At 70.2% G+C, this 15,426-nt stretch carries 16 protein-coding genes and 3 tRNA genes; 12 read left to right on the top strand and 7 right to left on the bottom strand.

What is annotated here, in order from left to right:
* Window positions 1-227: 227 nt before the first annotated feature.
* A complete protein-coding gene (locus tag ACQPXG_RS28430; protein WP_433462179.1) occupies window positions 228-632 on the top strand; it encodes an extracellular solute-binding protein in 405 nt (134 codons plus the stop codon).
* 223 nt (window positions 633-855) lie between these two features.
* A complete protein-coding gene (locus tag ACQPXG_RS28425; protein WP_433462178.1) occupies window positions 856-1,737 on the top strand; it encodes a PaaX family transcriptional regulator in 882 nt (293 codons plus the stop codon).
* Between the two features lie 34 nt (window positions 1,738-1,771).
* Here ACQPXG_RS28425 and ACQPXG_RS28420 read toward each other — a convergent pair whose 3' ends face one another.
* On the bottom strand, window positions 1,772-2,683 hold the full coding sequence (locus tag ACQPXG_RS28420) for an alpha/beta hydrolase (protein ID WP_433462177.1): 912 nt from the start codon (window positions 2,681-2,683) through the stop codon (window positions 1,772-1,774).
* A 289-nt stretch (window positions 2,684-2,972) separates the two neighbouring features.
* On the opposite strand from ACQPXG_RS28420, the gene ACQPXG_RS28415 reads away from it, so the two are divergent.
* The 8 genes from ACQPXG_RS28415 (at window position 2,973) to ACQPXG_RS28380 (ending at window position 10,234) form a co-directional block, all read left to right on the top strand.
* Window positions 2,973-4,151: an ABC transporter substrate-binding protein gene (locus ACQPXG_RS28415; RefSeq protein ID WP_433462176.1), complete on the top strand. Its 1,179-nt coding sequence runs from the start codon at window positions 2,973-2,975 to the stop codon at window positions 4,149-4,151.
* 10 nt (window positions 4,152-4,161) lie between these two features.
* The gene (locus tag ACQPXG_RS28410) at window positions 4,162-5,034 is read left to right on the top strand and encodes a branched-chain amino acid ABC transporter permease (protein ID WP_433462175.1); all 873 of its coding nucleotides are present in this window, start codon (window positions 4,162-4,164) and stop codon (window positions 5,032-5,034) included.
* Window positions 5,031-6,068 (top strand): branched-chain amino acid ABC transporter permease, encoded by a 1,038-nt coding sequence (locus tag ACQPXG_RS28405; protein WP_433462174.1) that lies wholly within the window; start codon window positions 5,031-5,033, stop codon window positions 6,066-6,068. Before ACQPXG_RS28410 ends, ACQPXG_RS28405 begins: the two co-directional genes overlap by 4 nt.
* Window positions 6,065-6,847, top strand: coding sequence for an ABC transporter ATP-binding protein (locus ACQPXG_RS28400; protein ID WP_433462173.1), 783 nt, complete (start codon window positions 6,065-6,067; stop codon window positions 6,845-6,847). The genes ACQPXG_RS28405 and ACQPXG_RS28400 overlap by 4 nt, the downstream gene beginning before the upstream one ends.
* On the top strand, window positions 6,844-7,551 hold the full coding sequence (locus ACQPXG_RS28395) for an ABC transporter ATP-binding protein (protein ID WP_433462172.1): 708 nt from the start codon (window positions 6,844-6,846) through the stop codon (window positions 7,549-7,551). Before ACQPXG_RS28400 ends, ACQPXG_RS28395 begins: the two co-directional genes overlap by 4 nt.
* Before the next feature lie 96 nt (window positions 7,552-7,647).
* The gene (locus ACQPXG_RS28390) at window positions 7,648-9,126 is read left to right on the top strand and encodes a tannase/feruloyl esterase family alpha/beta hydrolase (RefSeq protein WP_433462171.1); all 1,479 of its coding nucleotides are present in this window, start codon (window positions 7,648-7,650) and stop codon (window positions 9,124-9,126) included.
* 236 nt (window positions 9,127-9,362) lie between these two features.
* Window positions 9,363-9,533, top strand: a complete 171-nt coding sequence (locus tag ACQPXG_RS28385; RefSeq protein ID WP_433470181.1) for a hypothetical protein — start codon at window positions 9,363-9,365, stop codon at window positions 9,531-9,533.
* Between the two features lie 347 nt (window positions 9,534-9,880).
* Window positions 9,881-10,234 carry a hypothetical protein gene (locus ACQPXG_RS28380; RefSeq protein WP_433462170.1) on the top strand — a complete coding sequence of 118 codons (354 nt, stop codon included), beginning with the start codon at window positions 9,881-9,883 and terminating at the stop codon, window positions 10,232-10,234.
* 85 nt (window positions 10,235-10,319) lie between these two features.
* On the opposite strand, the gene ACQPXG_RS28375 is transcribed toward ACQPXG_RS28380, so the two are convergent.
* The 5 genes from ACQPXG_RS28375 to ACQPXG_RS28355 form a co-directional block, all read right to left on the bottom strand.
* Window positions 10,320-10,394: transfer RNA gene (locus tag ACQPXG_RS28375), tRNA-Val, on the bottom strand.
* A 5-nt stretch (window positions 10,395-10,399) separates the two neighbouring features.
* Window positions 10,400-10,470, bottom strand: a tRNA-Cys gene (locus ACQPXG_RS28370).
* Window positions 10,471-10,498: 28 nt separating this feature from the next.
* Window positions 10,499-10,571: transfer RNA gene (locus ACQPXG_RS28365), tRNA-Gly, on the bottom strand.
* Between the two features lie 42 nt (window positions 10,572-10,613).
* Window positions 10,614-11,582 (bottom strand): CHAP domain-containing protein, encoded by a 969-nt coding sequence (locus ACQPXG_RS28360; protein ID WP_433462169.1) that lies wholly within the window; start codon window positions 11,580-11,582, stop codon window positions 10,614-10,616.
* A gap of 173 nt (window positions 11,583-11,755) precedes the next feature.
* Window positions 11,756-12,559: a universal stress protein gene (locus ACQPXG_RS28355; RefSeq protein WP_433462168.1), complete on the bottom strand. Its 804-nt coding sequence runs from the start codon at window positions 12,557-12,559 to the stop codon at window positions 11,756-11,758.
* An 87-nt stretch (window positions 12,560-12,646) separates the two neighbouring features.
* On the opposite strand from ACQPXG_RS28355, the gene ACQPXG_RS28350 reads away from it, so the two are divergent.
* Window positions 12,647-13,228, top strand: coding sequence for a YceI family protein (locus ACQPXG_RS28350; protein ID WP_433462167.1), 582 nt, complete (start codon window positions 12,647-12,649; stop codon window positions 13,226-13,228).
* A 7-nt stretch (window positions 13,229-13,235) separates the two neighbouring features.
* On the opposite strand, the gene ACQPXG_RS28345 is transcribed toward ACQPXG_RS28350, so the two are convergent.
* Entirely contained in the window at window positions 13,236-14,141 is a 906-nt protein-coding gene (locus ACQPXG_RS28345; protein ID WP_433462166.1) for a LysR family transcriptional regulator, read from the bottom strand.
* 94 nt (window positions 14,142-14,235) lie between these two features.
* On the opposite strand from ACQPXG_RS28345, the gene ACQPXG_RS28340 reads away from it, so the two are divergent.
* Window positions 14,236-15,369 carry a TDT family transporter gene (locus ACQPXG_RS28340; protein WP_433462165.1) on the top strand — a complete coding sequence of 378 codons (1,134 nt, stop codon included), beginning with the start codon at window positions 14,236-14,238 and terminating at the stop codon, window positions 15,367-15,369.
* Window positions 15,370-15,426: the final 57 nt, after the last annotated feature.

Here is a 15,426-nt window from a genome sequence, read left to right as displayed (position 1 = left end):
CGACCTGCTGAAGTTTTGCCGCGTTACCTCATGCAGCGTGGCAAGACCTCGGGTAATACTCTTGCAGCGCTGCAAGCGCGTAACAGAGATCACAACCCGCGAGGAAGTCTTCGGATACCTCGCGCCCATCGCCGGCCTCCGCCCCGTCTCCCAGCCCCGCACCCCAGCACCTCACTCAGGAGAATGCTCATGCCCCCCAGCAGAAGGCCGGTTCCCTCCGCCGCGCCGTGACCGCAGCGGTGTCCGCCGTCGTCGCCGGCGCGCTCCTGGCGGCCTGCGGCGGCTCCGGCGGCGGAAGTTCCGCCTCCGGCGGCCCGGTGCACATCAAGGTGTGGGCGTGGTACCCGTCGTTCAAGCCGGTCGTCGACGAGTTCAACAGGACCCACAAGGACGTTCAGGTCGACTGGGTCCAGCCAGGTGTCGGCCAGGACGAGTACACCAAGCTGAAGACGGTGCTGAAGGCCGGGCAGGGCGCCCCGGGCGTCGTGATGCTGGAGTTCCAGGAGCTGCCGACGATCCAGCTCACCAAGGGCCTGCTCCTGACCGACGAGCCCACCCTGGTTCAGCCGGTGAATGATCGCAGTGGCCAGCCTCCAACTTCGCTGGTGCCAGCCGCCACGAGGCCGCCGTAGGGGTTCAGGGACGAGTAGAGGTCCCACAGTCGATCTGGATTCCAGGGGTGATCGCAACAGGTGATCGGTCGGTTGTGGGGCAAGCCGAGTGAAGCGCCGGCGGGAGTCCGCCCAGGCAGGACTACCGGCTGGCCGGAGATCGGGGGAAGGAGCGAGTGGCAATAGAATGCCCGAATGCGCTCAGGTCCCGCTCGCACTTGGATGGCCGGTTACCGGTGTGGGCATGGCTGAGCCGCGAGAGAGCATCACGTCCACTGCCGCGTTCGGGGACGCCTCCCAGGAGAGGTTCGTTCTGTCGCGCCGGTACGCGGCGGGCACGGGCGGGGCCCGTGGGCTGCTGATCACAGTTCTCGGTGAGTACGTGCGCCCGGCCAGGCGACCTGCGCCCACGTCCGCCTTCATCGATGTGCTGGGTCGTCTCGGCGTTGACGAGAAGGCCTGCCGGCAGGCCCTGACACGTGCCTCGGCGGACGGCTGGCTCACCTCCAGACGTCAGGGGCGCTACACGTGGTGGCATCTCAGTCCTGCCTTCGAAGAGTTCCTTGACCTCGGCGCACAGCGGATCTTCGGCTTCACCGCGACCCAGCGGGAGTGGGATCGCCGGTGGCTGGTGGTGCTGGCGCGAGGCGCCGAGACCAACCGGGCGGGCCGTCACCTGCTGCGCACGCGGTTGAGCTGGGCGGGCTTCGGTAACCCGGTCCCCGGAGTCTGGATCAGCACCCATACCGATCGGGTGAAGGAAGCCGAGTTCATCCTGCAGGAAGCCGGGATGCACGAGGATGCCCAGATCTTCCTTTCGGAGTACCTCGCCGGCGGAGAGCTGTCGACTCTCGTCGGTCAGGCGTGGGACCTCGACGAAGTCGAGCGGGAGTACGCGGCGTTCCTCGCGGCGTTCAAACGGCAGCCTTCCAGCGATCCGCTGGTGCGGCTCACGCGGCTCGTGCACGCCTGGCGTCGGCTTCCGCTCGTCGATCCCGCGCTTCCCAAGGAACTGCTCCCCGAGGGATGGGGCGGCGTTCGCGCCGCGAAGCTGTTTCAGCGGCAACACGCCAAGTGGCTTCCGGACGGGACGCGCGAGTGGGGACGGATCAGCAGGCAAGCCTGATGGCGCACCGGACCTGGTCCCCGCCCGGAACGGGTCATGCCCAGGCGCGTCGGAGGGCCGTGGCGGCCTGTTCTAGGGCGTCTCTGGCGGCGGGGATGGCTGCGGGCATGGTGAAGAACGCGTGGATCTGGCCGTCGTAGCGGACGTGCTCGACGGCGACACCGGCCTCGCTCAGCCGGTCGGCGTACGCCTCGCCCTCGTCGCGCAGTGGGTCGTACTCGGCCGTGATCACCAGCGCCGGAGGGGCGGTGGCCAGCGTCGAGGCGTCGGCGTAGAGGGGTGAGACGCGCGGATCGCGCGGGTCGGCACCACCACTGAGGTAGTGGCCGGTGAACCAATCTATGGCCGCCTTGGTCAGCAGCAGGCCTTCGCCGTTCTCCTCGACCGAGGGGTGCGGCCGTGCCAGGTCGGTGGCCGGGTACACCAGCACCTGCAGGGCGAAGACGCCGGGTAGTTCGCAGGCGAGCACGGCGCTGAGGGTGGCCCCGGCCGAGTCCCCGCCCACGGCGATTTTCGCGGCGTCGCCGCCCAGCGCCCCGATCTCGCCGGACGCCCACTTGGCGACGGCCGTGACGTCCTCGACGGCGGCAGGGAAGGGATGTTCGGGCGCCAGCCGGTAGTCGACGTTCACCACCAGGCAGCCGGCGCGACGGCACAGGTCCCGGGCCGTCGCGTCCGACCCGGCGGCGCTGCCCAGCGTCCATCCGCCGCCGTGGATCCAGATCAGGACGGGGTGCGGGCCCTCACCGTCCGGCCAGTACAGCTTGACCGGGACCCCCGCGGCCACCAGGTCCTCCGTCCGGGCCGCTTCCGTCGGCTCGCCCGCCAGGGCCGACAGGCCCGTGTACGCGTCGCGGGCCTCGAGTACGGGCAGATCGTTGAGCGGCGGCACGCCGGGCGCTTGGAGCATGTCGAGCACGGCCTGCGCTGCGGGGTCGAGGGCCATCGTCTTCTCCTGTCCTTGTAGGAGGCTCGCTGAGCCGGTGAGCCGGTGAGCAGGTGACTGCACCCGAGGGGAAGGAAGGCCGTCCCTGGGACGGGCCGCCTTGTCACTGAACAGATCGATGTGAGACCGCTTTATATCTGTCGACAGTGCGGAGGTCAAGGTCGGGGCTGTTGCCCCCCAAAGATGGCGCTGTCCTGCTGGTATTCGATAACTCTGTCTTCGACAGACTCTTGACGCCGATTCCAGGAGATGTAGATTCTTGCCCACTTCTCCATCTTCAGGAGTCATCATGGGCGCTCTCCCCGTCTTCTCCCCAATCAGATCGATCGCCGGGGTGGCTTTGTGCGCCCTGGCGCTGTCGGGCTGCGGATCAAGTCTTGGCCAGTCCGGCGGCGGGAAGTCCGGTGGCGACGTCAAGATCGGTCTCCTGGTGCCCCTGTCGGGCGTGTACGCGCCGCTCGGCCAGGACATGCGCAACGGCTTCCAGCTCTACCTGGACCAGCACGGCGGCAAGCTCGGCGGACGCACCGTCAAGGTCGTCACGGCCGACGAGGGCGAGGGCCCGCAGACCGGCGTGCCGGCCGCCCAGAAACTGGTGACTCAGGATCAGGTCACCACGGTGGTCGGCGTGGTCAACTCGGCCACCGCGCTGGGCCTGCGGGACTTCTTCGACGAGGCGAAGAAACCGCTGATAATCGCCAACGCCGGGGCCGACGCCATCACCGGCGCCCGCAAGTCCCGGTACATCTGGCGCACCAGCTTCAGCAACGGCAAGGTGTCCGGCGCCCTGGGGCCGACTGTGGCCAAGGAGGTCAAGGGCAGGGTCTACCTCATCGCCCCTGACTACGCCGCTGGCAAGGAGATGGTGGCCGGGTTCCGCAAGACCTTCGAGGCGGCGGGCGGCAAGGTCGCTGGCGAGAAGTACACCCCATTCGGCACGACCCAGGATTTCCAGCCGTACCTGTCGGCGATCCGAGGGTCGGGCGCCAAGGCCGTGTACACGTTCTACAGCGGCGCGGAGGCGGTGAACTTCGTCAAGCAGTACAAGCAGTTCGGCCTGACGGGCAAGGTGCCGCTGTACGGGCCAGGCTTCCTCACCGAGGGCGGGGTCCTCGCCGCACAAGGCCAGGCTGCCGTGGGCGTGAAGACCTCGCTGCACTACTCCACCGAGCTGGACAACCCGCGCAACAAGGAGTTCGTGGACGCCTACCGCAAGAAGACCGCCAAGCCGCCGACCGTCTTCGCCGTCCAGGCCTACGACGCAGCGGCAGTGCTCGACAAGGCGCTGGCGTCCGGTACCGGTGGCGACGAGCTGGTCAAGGCGCTGGGCGGTGTCGGGACGATCGACAGCCCGCGCGGGCAGTGGACCTTCGACGGCGACCACAACGTGCAGCAGAAGTACTACCTGCGCGAGGTCAAGGCCAACGGCGGCACGTACGTCAACGCGATCATCGGCGACCTGGGCTGAGCGGGACCGGATGGCAACCTACTTGGTCACCGTTCTCAACGGGCTGGCGATGGGCTCCCTGTTGTTCGCGATCGCGCTGGGCCTGTCCCTGGTGTTCGGCATGATGGACGTCCTCAACCTCGCCCACGGCGCGATCTACCTGGTCGGCGCGTACGTCGCGGTGGCGGTCGTCGGCGACGCCGGAGGCCTGCCGTCCTTCGTCCTGGCGGTGCTGGCCGCGGCGGCGGCGGGGGCCGTCCTCGGGGGCGTGCTGGCCGGATTGAGCCGGGCCACGCCGCACCATCTCGACCAGGCTCTGCTCACACTCGGCGTCGCCCTGGTGACCACCGAACTGCTGTCGGTGGCCTTCGGCAATGACGTGCACTCCATCGCCGCTCCCGCGCCGGTCGGCGGCAGCATCGGGGTGGCCGGTGAGACCTACCCGGTCTACCGGCTGCTGGTGATCGCTTTTGGGGTCGGGCTGTCGCTGGCGGTCTACGTCCTGGTCGAGCGCAGTTCGCTGGGCGCGGTGATCCGGGCCACCGTCGCGGACCGCGCCATGGTCGCGGCGCTGGGCGTCAACACCGGCCGGGTGCTGGTCGGGGTGTTCGCGGCGGGCGCCGCGCTGGCCGCGGCAGGCGGTGTGCTGGCAGGTCCCATCCTGGGGGCCCAGCCCGGCCTGGACGACAAGGTGATGCTGCTCGCACTGGTCGTGGTGGTGGTCGGCGGCCTGGGTTCGGTTCGCGGTGCGCTGCTCGGCGCCGTCTTGATCGGGCAGGTGCAGGCGCTGGGCACCGCGCTGCTGCCGGAGTACGCCTCGTTCCTCATCTTCGCGGCGATGGCGCTGGTGCTGCTGCTGCGCCCGGCGGGATTGCTGCCGGCGCGGGCGGGGGTGCACGCGTGAAGCCGGCACACGGTGGCGCGCACACCATGAAGGTCGACGCGTCCACGCCCGGCCTGCTCGACACCGGGATCGATGACGGTGCGGCGGGCGGGCGGACGCGCCGCAAGACCGTGATCGCCGTGGCCGTCTTGACGCTGTTGTTCGCGGTCCCGGTGGTGGTCGGTCCCTATCCGGTGACGACCATGACCCGGATGCTGGCGTTCGCGGTCCTGGTACTCAGCGTCGACCTGCTGACCGGGGTCACGGGACTGCCGACGCTGGGGCAGGCGGCCTACTTCGGTGTCGGCGCCTACACAGCCGTGCTGGTCGGGCTGCACGTCACGCCGGACGCGATCGTGCAGACGCTCGCGGGCCTGGTGACCGGGCTGGTCGCGGCAGCCGTCACCGGTTGGGTCGCCGTACGCGCCCGCGGGATCGTGTTCCTCATGCTCACCCTCGCCATCGGCGAGTCGGTGCACCAGGTCGCCGACTCCTGGTCGGCCGTGGGCGGCAGCAACGGCCTGGCAGGGATGCCCCCGATCAGCCTGTTGGGCGGCCCCACGCTGCTCGCGGCGGGGTTCGTCTATTGGTGGGTGCTGGCCGTGGCGGTCTCAGTGTTCGCCGCGGTGGCGCTGGTCGCCCGTTCCCCCTATGGCCGGACGCTGCGCGGCGTGCGTGACAACGAGCCGCGGATGCGGGCGCTCGGCTACCGCCCGGCGCTGGCCCGCTACGGGGTCTTCTGCCTGGCCGGAGCGGTCGCGGGGGTGGGCGGTGCCCTGTGGGCGGCGCAGGCCCGGTTCATCTCGCCCGGGGACCTGGGTTTCGAGGTCGCGGCGCTCGCCCTGCTCAGCGTGGTGATCGGAGGCTCAGGCAGCCTGTGGGGGCCGTGCCTGGGCGCGGCTCTGGTGCTGCTGGTCCGGGACAACCTGTCGGCTTATGTGGGGGGCCACGGGCCGCTGGTGCTGGGCGCGGTATTCATCGCGGTCGTCTTCCTGATGCCACGCGGCCTGGCAGGCCTCACCCGTGCCCGTCGCCGGAAGGAGAAATCGTCGTGACCCCCGTTCTGGAGTTGCAGGGGCTGACCCGTTCCTACGGCGTGCTCACCGCGGTTGACCAGGTGAACCTGACGGTCGCCCAGGGGGAGCGGCACGCGCTCATAGGCCCCAACGGCGCCGGCAAGTCCACGCTGTTCGCGACCGCGGCCGGGACGCTGCGTGCTTCAGCCGGACGCGTCCTGTTCCGCGGCCACGACGTCACCTCACTGCCGGAATCGGAACGAGCCCGCCGCGGCATGCTGCGCACCTACCAGCACTCCAGCCTGTTTCTCGGCTGCTCCGTCCTGGACAACGTCGCGCTCGCCGCCCAGCGCGTCCAGAAAGTGGCCCACCGGTTCGACCGGGCCGCACGACGATTCCGGCACACCGAGGCGGAAGCTCGCCGTCACCTGGACTCGGTCGGGCTGGCCGGGCGGGCACACGACACCGTGGCCGACCTGTCCCACGGCGAACGGCGACAACTGGAAGTCGCGATGGTCCTTGCCACCCAACCCGCTCTGGTCATGTTCGACGAGCCCACCGCGGGGATGTCCGCAGCCGAGACCGAACGGTTCGTGACCCTGATGGAGCAGCTTCCCCCGACACTGACGGTTCTCATCGTCGAACACGACCTGGATGTGGTGTTCCGGCTGGCCGACCGGGTCACCGTGCTGCACCTGGGCAAAGTCCTGGCCTCCGGCCCGCCGGAAGCCATCCGCGCCGACGAGGCCGTCCAGCGCGCCTACCTCGGCTCGGCCAGGACCGAGGACCTGTTCACCGACGCCGGAGGATCGCGATGACGAACCTGCTCACCGTCTCCGATCTGCACGCGGGCTATGCGGGCACCACCGTGCTCGACGGCATCGACTTCACCGTTCCAGAAGGCGCCGCGGTGGCGCTGCTCGGCCGCAACGGCGTGGGCAAGACCACCTTCATCCACACGGTGATGGGAATGCTCAGGCCCTACTCCGGCAGCATCCGCCTTCACGACCGCGAACTCGCCGGGCGACCCGCGCACACCATCGCCCGCAACGGCGTCGCGATCGTCCCCCAGGGACGCCGCGTGTTCGCGCCCCTCACCGTCGAGGAGAACCTGCGCATTGCCGCCGAAGGCCACCGGCGTGGCCGCTGGACGCCTGCACGGATCTACGAGCTGATGCCCCGTCTGGCCGAGCGCCGCACCCACCGAGGCGATCAGCTCTCCGGCGGCGAGCAGCAGATGCTGGCCATCGGCCGGGCGCTGCTGCGCAACCCGCGGCTGCTACTGCTGGACGAGCCGTCCGACGGCCTCGCCCCCGCGATCGTCGACCACGTCGCCGAGGTGCTGAAGGGCCTGCGCGCCGAGGGCATCACCGCCGTCCTGGTCGAACAGGACCTGCACATGGCCTTCCGCCTCGCCGACGAGGTGGCCGTGATGCAGAAGGGACGCATCGTCCACCGGAGCCCCACCGCTGACTTCCGCCGCGACCGCGACCGCGCCCACACCCTCCTCGGCGTGGGCTGATCAACCGCGCGGCCCATCTCGGCCAGGACTCGGGGAGAGAGAGGAAACCACCACATGAGACCGCCCCGCCCCACCGGCAGATCATGGATTTCCGTCTTGTTCACCTTGATCGTGGCGGCCGGCCTGACGGGCCTGGCCTCGGTAGGCCACGCCACCACGTCGCGGCAGGGAGAACCGATCCGATCCTGCGCCGGTCTGGCCCAGCTGACCTTCACCGACGGCACCCGCGTCACCAGCGCCGAACAGACCACCACGACTCCGGCCATCTGCCACATCACTCTGCTCGTCCCCGAGAGCATCAACATCGCGATCTCCCTGCCGGTGCACTCCTGGAACGGACGCTTCCAGGGCGTCGGAGGCGGCGGCTACGACGGCATCCTCACACCCCCGGACGACGCCGCCAAGGCGGGCTACGCCGCGGCGTCCACCGACACCGGACACACCGGAACCCCGCTGACGGGCGACTGGGCATGGTCACCCACCGGAATGAAGCGGAACCAGATCAAGGACTTCGCCTACCGATCGCTTCACGAACTGACCGTCAAGGGCAAGGCCGTGGCCCACGCCTACTACGGGCGCCAGCCCGCCTACTCGTACTGGAACGGCTGCTCCACCGGCGGCCGGCAGGGTCTGATGGAGGCCCAGCGCTACCCGCAGGACTACGACGGCGTCCTCTCGGCCGCGCCCGCCATCAACTGGGACCGATTCCTCCCGGCCGAACTGTGGCCCCAGGTTGTGATGCGGCAGGCCCACGACGTGATCCCGCAATGCAAGTTCGACGCGATCAACCAAGCCGTGATCAACGCCTGCGACGCGAAGGACGGCGTCACCGACCAGATCATGGACCCGCGTGTCTGCCGCTTCGATCCCTCGACGCTGATCGGTATGAAGACCGCCTGCGGCACCATCACCGCCCAGGACGCGGCCGTCGTCAAACGCATCTGGCAGGGACCGCGCCGCAAGAACGGCTCGTTCCTCTGGTACGGACTGACGCCGGGGACGACGTTTGCCGGACTCGCCGGAAGCACCGCCGGAAGCGTCCCGACACCATTCCCGATCACGGTCGACTGGTTCAAATGGTGGCTGGCCAAGAACCCCGCCTTCGACTGGCGCAGCGTGACCACGGCCAATTTCGCGGACTACTTCGACCAGTCCCGCACCGAATACCACGACGTGCTCGGCACCGATAACCCTGACCTGCGTGCCTTCCGCAACGCGGGAGGGAAACTGATCATCTGGCACGGGTCGGCCGACCAGCTCATCTTCCCCCAAGGCACCATCGACTACTATCAACGCGTCACGGCCACGATGGGCGGGCCGCACCGCACCGGCCAATTCGCCCGGCTCTTCATGGCCCCCGGCGTCGAGCACTGCGCGGGCGGCACCGGCGCCGCCCCGGCCGATCCCCTCCCCGCGCTGGTGACATGGGTGGAACACGGCAAGGCCCCCAACACCCTGCTGGGCCGCAACGGCGACATGACCCGGCCACTGTGCCGCTGGCCCGCCGTGCCCCACTACAACGGCCACGGCAGCACCAACGACGCCGCCAACTTCCGCTGCACCCCAAAGCACTGACACGCGCCAGGCCAAACCACCGCCCCGACCACAACCGACAGGGCGCGTCGGGGCGGTGGAGTTGCTGGATGAGGAACATATGCGCGGTTGGCGAGGGCGGCCGCCCTGGCGGTTGAGGTCCGGCGTGGCGTAGCCAGCCGGTGTTGAGCGCTGCGACGGCTTCGGGGATCAGCGGTTTGAAGCGCCGGCGGTGGCGATCCGTTCATAGAAGTGGGGGCCGCTTTGATGGTGATCTGTTGACCGATGAGGTGGAGGGGTTTTCGACCACCGCTGCCTCTCCGAAGCCTCCATGGCTGGCTCTGGTCCGTCGTGCCGTTCCGGTGCCCTTCAACGGCTCGGTGGCGCGGCTGGCGATCGGGTTCCTGTCCGCGAACCGCGTGCGCCGCTGGATCCGGGAGGGCGGTTGAGGATTCCGTCCCACAGGTGCCGGTTATGCAGGGTTTGGGCAACACGACCCAGGCGTGACTTGATCCGCATGGTGCCTTGGTCGCGCGGTGCTGCGCCCTCTGCTGGACCTGCCCGGTTCTGAAATTGAACATCGATCGCTTGACGGGAGGATGACTTGCTGAAGCGAGGAGGTCTTGACCTGCACTGATCGGGGAGCGAGGCGCGGTGTGAGCGCGGGCTACGGTCATGTCACGGTCGGGATCTGGCTGATTTCACAGGGTGATGGCGGTGCACCGACTTTGCGTCCGCGCACCACCTAGGGCCGAGTGACCTGTTGTTTGCCGCGCCGGCACAACCACTACGTCCGGTGCCGCCGCTGTTGCCGGGCGGTGGTGACCTGGGTGCGACGGCGCCGAACTCGGCCGGCCGTACCTACCGGCACGGCACGTTGACGGGCTATTCGATGGGCCGTTGCCGCTGCGCGCATTGCCGCAGGGCGTATGCGCATTACCGGGCGATGCGCCGGGCGCAAGGTAAGGATCAGCCGTGCCAGGGCCGGGTGCTGGCCGGAGGAGCCGATGTGCAGATCGTACGGGAACGCCTGGGACATGCCAGCCTGCGCGCCACCGAGCGGTACCTGCACACCCTTCCGGATGCGGGTGACACCGCGCTCGCGGCGCTGGCGTACACCCGCAATGGGATCCGGTTGACCGGCGGGTGATGGCGTGTCCCACGGTCATATCACGGTCAAGGGATCAATTCTTGCCTACCGTGAGTGACAGCCGGTGCTGCCACCTGGGCTTGTGTGGTGGGCGATACTGGGATTGAACCAGTGGCCTCTACCGTGTCAAGGTAGCGCTCTCCCACTGAGCTAATCGCCCTTGCGAGGTGGAGACGGGATTTGAACCCGTGTACACGGCTTTGCAGGCCGTTGCCTCGCCTCTCGGCCACTCCACCAGAGCGAGACCTGACGGGGGCCTCTCAGAGCGGACGACGGGATTCGAACCCGCGACCCTCACCTTGGCAAGGTGATGCTCTACCAACTGAGCCACGTCCGCTTGTCTGTCCGGAGGTCGCCCTCCGGGCTCGCATGGACAACTCTAGCGGAATCCGGGAGTGGTTGCGTACTGAGCGGGCTCCGAGTCGGTGAGCTCCGCGTGGAGGGTGTTCCAGAAGTCGAGTTCCTTGTCCTCTTCGAGGTGGGCGATGCGGCCCCAGAACTCGCGGTCCTCGGCCTCGTGGGCGGCGGCGAGGGAGATGGCGGGCATCAGGGTGGTGCTGGCGTCCGCGGCGTCGAGGTCGGCCGGGGTGACGTCGGCCGGGAGCGCGACGGGGGTGGACGGGCGGTGGTGCTTCCCGCGTTTGCGGACGCGGATCGGCGGCGTCGTGGGGGCCTTCGCGGCGGCGGCGCGGCCGGCGGCGAGCGCGACGGTGCCGCAGAGGACGAAGGCGAGGATGCCGCCGAGGACGACCTCCTGGGTGGGGAGATGCTCGGGGGCGGCGGAGTGCTCCTGCTCCTGGGCGTGCGTCGAGGTGACGGGGGAGCCGATCCGGTCGACGGTGGGGGCCGGCGCGGCGTGCTTCGGGGCGTACTTGGCCTCGACCTTGATCTTGGATGGGTAGCCGAAGCCGACGACGTTGTCCATGTCGCGGGTCTTGCGCATGAGCTTGTAGCCGTCGGCGTTGCCCTCGATGGTGTGGAGGGTGTGGCCGTCGACCTTCTCGACGATGCCGACGTGGTCGACCTGGTCGATGTCGCCGGAGCCGTTCCAGTCGTAGAAGACGATGGCGCCTGGCTCAGGGTCGTGGCCCCAGGCGTCGTTCTTCTTGAACCACTTGGCGTGCTCGATGGTGGAGGCGAACTGCCCGGCCTGATCGGTGACGTCCGCCTTGTCGGCGGCCCAGGCGAGGAACATGTCGCACCATGGCGCCGTCGAGAAGTACTCGTCGTGGTCGCCGTCGACGTTCTTGCGGTACCACTCGCCGAACTTCGTGTAGCCGTCGCCCTTCTCGGTGTAGCCGAGTTCCTTCTGGGCGATGTCGAGCAGCTTCTTGCCGATCGGGTCCATCTCGCTCCCTGCCGCACCTCGCTCGTTCGGGCAGGGTGACGCCCGACCGGGGGGACGGAACGCGCCAAGGCCCCAGACCGCGGTTCCAAGGTCACGTTCCGATCTCGACGGAATGTAGCGGAGGTAAACGGGGAGCGGCAAGTCGTTCCGCACAACCGGCCAAAAGGGACTACCTAGTAGTAGCCACGCGGGAGGACGGTGACCGGGCACGGCGCGGCCCGCAGGACCTTGAGGGCGACCTCGCCGACGAAGACGCGGTGGGCCGCGGCGTCCTCGCTGGACGCGCAGACGAGCAGCTCCCCGTCGAGCCAGTCCACGTCGTCCAGGGCGTCGGCGACGTCGTCGCCCTCGGCGAGGTCGGCGGAGACGTCCTCGGAGAGCAGGTCGGCGGAGTCCAGGGCGAGGCGGATGGCAAGGGCCAGGTCGTCGCGCAGCCGCTCGCCGTTCACGTCGCCGATGGCCAGCGTGACCAGGCGGAGCGGCACCTCCAGGCGGTCGGCGGCCTGGGCGGCCCGGATGACCGCCTCGTCGCACTGGGGCCGCCGGACGTACATGACCGTGATGCGGGCCAGGTCGTCCGGCGGGGTGTAGCCGGACGGGGCGAGCATCACGGCCTCCGTCGCCGAGTGCAGCAGGTGGTCGGCGGCGGCGCCGACCCCGATGCGGCCGCGGGCGCCGCCGTCGGGGGAGCCGACGACGATCAGGTCGGCGCCGATCCGGCTGGCGAGCACGGTCAGCCCCCTGCCGACGCTGCGGCCCTCCTGGACGAGCAGGTCCGCGGGCTGCCCGTCCAGGACGTCCGGTAACTGGTCCAGGACCGCGCGCGCCTCGCCGGCCGCGGCCGGGAGGTCCGGCGGGTGGACGGTCGCCACGCTCAGCCGGCCGCCGGTCAGCATCACGATCCCGCGCGCGAGGTCGAGTGCCTCCCGGCCGCCCGCGTCCTGGACGTAACCCGCGAGCACATGTTCACCGATCATGTCCTGAGCATTCCCCCGGAGGCCCCCGGCAGACCAGGGGAGATATGCGGTAGTTTTTCCTGGTTGTCAATGTTTGGGGGGATTTTCATGGGGGCCGAGGTGTCCGACCTCGAAGCCGGCCGCTGGACCATCGACCCGGTCCACTCCGAGATCACCTTCACGATCCGGCACCTCATGACGACGGTGCGCGGCTCGTTCCCCGACTTCGGGGGCGAGGTGGTGATCGCGGACGACCCGCTCGACTCGACCGCCCGCGCGGAGATCCGGATGGGCTCGATCGACACACGCAGCCCCGAGCGGGACGAGCACGTCCGCTCCGCCGACTTCCTGGACGTCCGGCGGCACCCGGTCATGATGTTCGCCGGCACCGGATTGGAACGTGCCACCGTGGGCCGCCGCGCCCGCGCGCCCCGCTACCACCTGGTCGGCGACCTGACGATCAAGAACGTGACCCGCCCCGTCCGGCTGCTGACCGAGTTCCACGGCGTGGACTCCGACCCGTGGGGCGGCGTCCGCGCGGGCTTCACCGCGACCGCGTCCATCAGCCGCCGCGACTTCGGCATCGAGTTCAACGTCCCGCTGCAGGGCGACCGGGTCATGCTCGGCGACGAGATCGCGATCTCCCTGGAGATCCAGGCCCTCCGGGCCGGCGCCGAAGCCCCCGCCTGAGCGCCCCTCAGGACCCCGGGCGGGTGAGGGCCAGGAGGTCGCGGGCGGGGCCGGCGGGCCGCTGGCCGGACGGCCAGACCGCGCGCAACGGCCGGGAGAGGTCCAGCTCGGGGACGGGGACGCGGATCAGCCGCCCGGCGGCGAGTTCGTCCGCGACGGCGAGGTCGCTCACCACGACCGGGCCGGCGCCCGAGACGGCCGCCGCCTTGAGCGCGGTGGTGGACGCGAGCTGGAGCAGCGGCGGCGCCGTCCCGCCGTGCGCGGCGAGCGCCCGGTCGAGGACCTCGCGCGTCCCCGAACCCTCCTCGCGCAGGACGAGCGGCGTGGCCGCCAGTTCGGCCGCGGAGACCCCGGAACGCCGCCGCGCCCAGGCGTGGCCCGGGCCGACCACGACCACGAGCCGGTCCGCGGCGACCACCGTGCCGTTCAGGCCCGGCGGCGTTCGCACGCCCTCGACGAACCCCAGGTCCGCGCCGCCGCCGTGGACCTGCTCCGCGACCACGGTCGAGTTGGCGGTGCGCAGCGTCACCGCCACGCCGGGACGGACGGTCTTGAGCGTCACCAGCCACCCCGGCATCAGGTACTCGGCGACCGTCAGGCTCGCCACGACGCGCAGTCTCCCGTCCCGCTGCTCTCGCAGCGCGTCGATGCCCGCGCCGAGCGCCTCCGCCGCCGTGACCACCTGCCGGGCCCACTCGGCGACCAGCGCGCCCGCTTCGGTGGGGCGGGAGCCGCGCGGCGACCGTTCGAGCAGCGCCACGCCGATCTGCCGCTCCATCGAGCGGATCCGGGCGCTGGCGGCGGGCTGGGTCACGCCGAGCTCGGCCGCGGCGCGCCCGACGCTGCCCAGCCGGACGACGGCGAGCAGCAGTTCGAGGGCGGCCAGATCGGGGACGCGGTGCGAAACGGCCATGACGCCGATCCTACGGTGCCCATAAGGGTGCCTTATGACCTCATAGAGGCATGACCTCTACTGATGGCTCATGCGAGAGCGGAGCCTGGGTCTCATGAGCCTCCACTCCGTGACCGGCGCCCCGCTGAGCGCGCTCGACCGCCCGGCCGACGTGTTCCGCCACCTCGGACCCAACTGGTATGCGGCCGTCATGGGCACGTCCATCGTCGCGAACGGCGCGAGCGCGCTGCCGGTTGACGTCCCAGGGCTGCACGGCTTCGCCGTCGCCGTGTGGGCGCTCTCGCTCGTGATGCTCATGGCGCTCGTGGCGGCGCGGGCCGTCCATTTCGCCCGGCACGGGGACGTGGCGCGGTTCCAGCTCCTGGAGAACCCCGCGACCGCCGTGTTCTACGGTTGCCCGCCCATGGCGCTGCTCGCCGTCGGCTACGGGACGCTCGTGCTCGGCCCCGGCGTGATCGGAACCGGGGCGGCGATCGTGCTGGACGCCGTCCTCTGGACCGTCGGAACGATCTACGCAGTGGCCGCCGCCGCCGGCGTGCCCTACCTGATGATCACCAGGCACCGGCTCGAACCGGGGTCCGCGGATCCGACCTGGCTGCTGCCCGTCGTCGCGCCCATGGTCGCCGCCGCGCTCGGGCCCGCGCTCGTGCCGCACCTGCCGGAGGGGCAGGCCCGCGCCACGCTGCTCTACGGCTGCTACGGCATGTTCGGCGCGAGCCTGCTCGCCACGCTCGTCCTGCTCCCCGGGATCTGGACGCGGCTCGCCGGCGGCCGGCCGTCGCCGGTCGCCCTCACCCCGACGCTCTTCCTCGTGCTCGGGCCGCTCGGGCAGTCCACGACGGCCGTCGTCCAGATCGCGGAGGCGGCGGGGCGGGCCGCCCCCGGCTACACGGCGGCGATGCGCGCCTTCGCCGTCCTCTACGGCACGCCGGTCATGGGTTTCGCGATGCTCTGGCTCGTTCTGGCGGGGACGGCGAACGTGCGGGCGCTACGCGGCGGCATGCCGTTCGCGATGACATGGTGGGCCTTCACCTTCCCCGTCGGAACCTGCGTGACCGGCGCGTCCGGCCTGTCCAGGATGACCGGCGTGGACGCACTGGCCGACCTTGCCGTGATCCTCTACCTTCTCCTCGTCGCGGCCTGGGCCGTCGCCGGGTTCCGGACGCTCCGGGGCGCGCTGAGCGGCCACCTCTTCCTGCCGGCCGCCCGGGCCGTCGCCCGGCCCTGAGTGCCAGGAATACCCGCCCGTCCGGCACGGTTCGGTAGGATGGTTGAAAGTTCTACT

The organism is Spirillospora sp. CA-128828 (assembly GCF_050945415.1).
Lineage (GTDB): Bacteria > Actinomycetota > Actinomycetes > Streptosporangiales > Streptosporangiaceae > Spirillospora.
The sequence above is the reverse complement of the archived record's forward strand: the minus strand, read 5'-3'. Positions and strand labels throughout refer to the sequence as shown.

Bases quoted from the DNA above. Each gene is read 5' to 3' on its own strand.
- ACQPXG_RS28425 (WP_433462178.1), top strand. From the start codon at position 856: ATGGCTGAGCCGCGAGAGAGCATCACGTCCACTGCCGCGTTCGGGGAC.
- ACQPXG_RS28340 (WP_433462165.1), top strand. From the start codon at position 14,236: ATGAGCCTCCACTCCGTGACCGGCGCCCCGCTGAGCGCGCTCGACCGC.
- ACQPXG_RS28420 (WP_433462177.1), bottom strand. From the start codon at position 2,683: ATGGCCCTCGACCCCGCAGCGCAGGCCGTGCTCGACATGCTCCAAGCG.
- ACQPXG_RS28415 (WP_433462176.1), top strand. From the start codon at position 2,973: ATGGGCGCTCTCCCCGTCTTCTCCCCAATCAGATCGATCGCCGGGGTG.
- ACQPXG_RS28345 (WP_433462166.1), bottom strand. From the start codon at position 14,141: ATGGCCGTTTCGCACCGCGTCCCCGATCTGGCCGCCCTCGAACTGCTG.
- ACQPXG_RS28350 (WP_433462167.1), top strand. From the start codon at position 12,647: ATGGGGGCCGAGGTGTCCGACCTCGAAGCCGGCCGCTGGACCATCGAC.
- ACQPXG_RS28360 (WP_433462169.1), bottom strand. From the start codon at position 11,582: ATGGACCCGATCGGCAAGAAGCTGCTCGACATCGCCCAGAAGGAACTC.
- ACQPXG_RS28395 (WP_433462172.1), top strand. From the start codon at position 6,844: ATGACGAACCTGCTCACCGTCTCCGATCTGCACGCGGGCTATGCGGGC.
- ACQPXG_RS28355 (WP_433462168.1), bottom strand. From the start codon at position 12,559: ATGATCGGTGAACATGTGCTCGCGGGTTACGTCCAGGACGCGGGCGGC.
- ACQPXG_RS28410 (WP_433462175.1), top strand. From the start codon at position 4,162: ATGGCAACCTACTTGGTCACCGTTCTCAACGGGCTGGCGATGGGCTCC.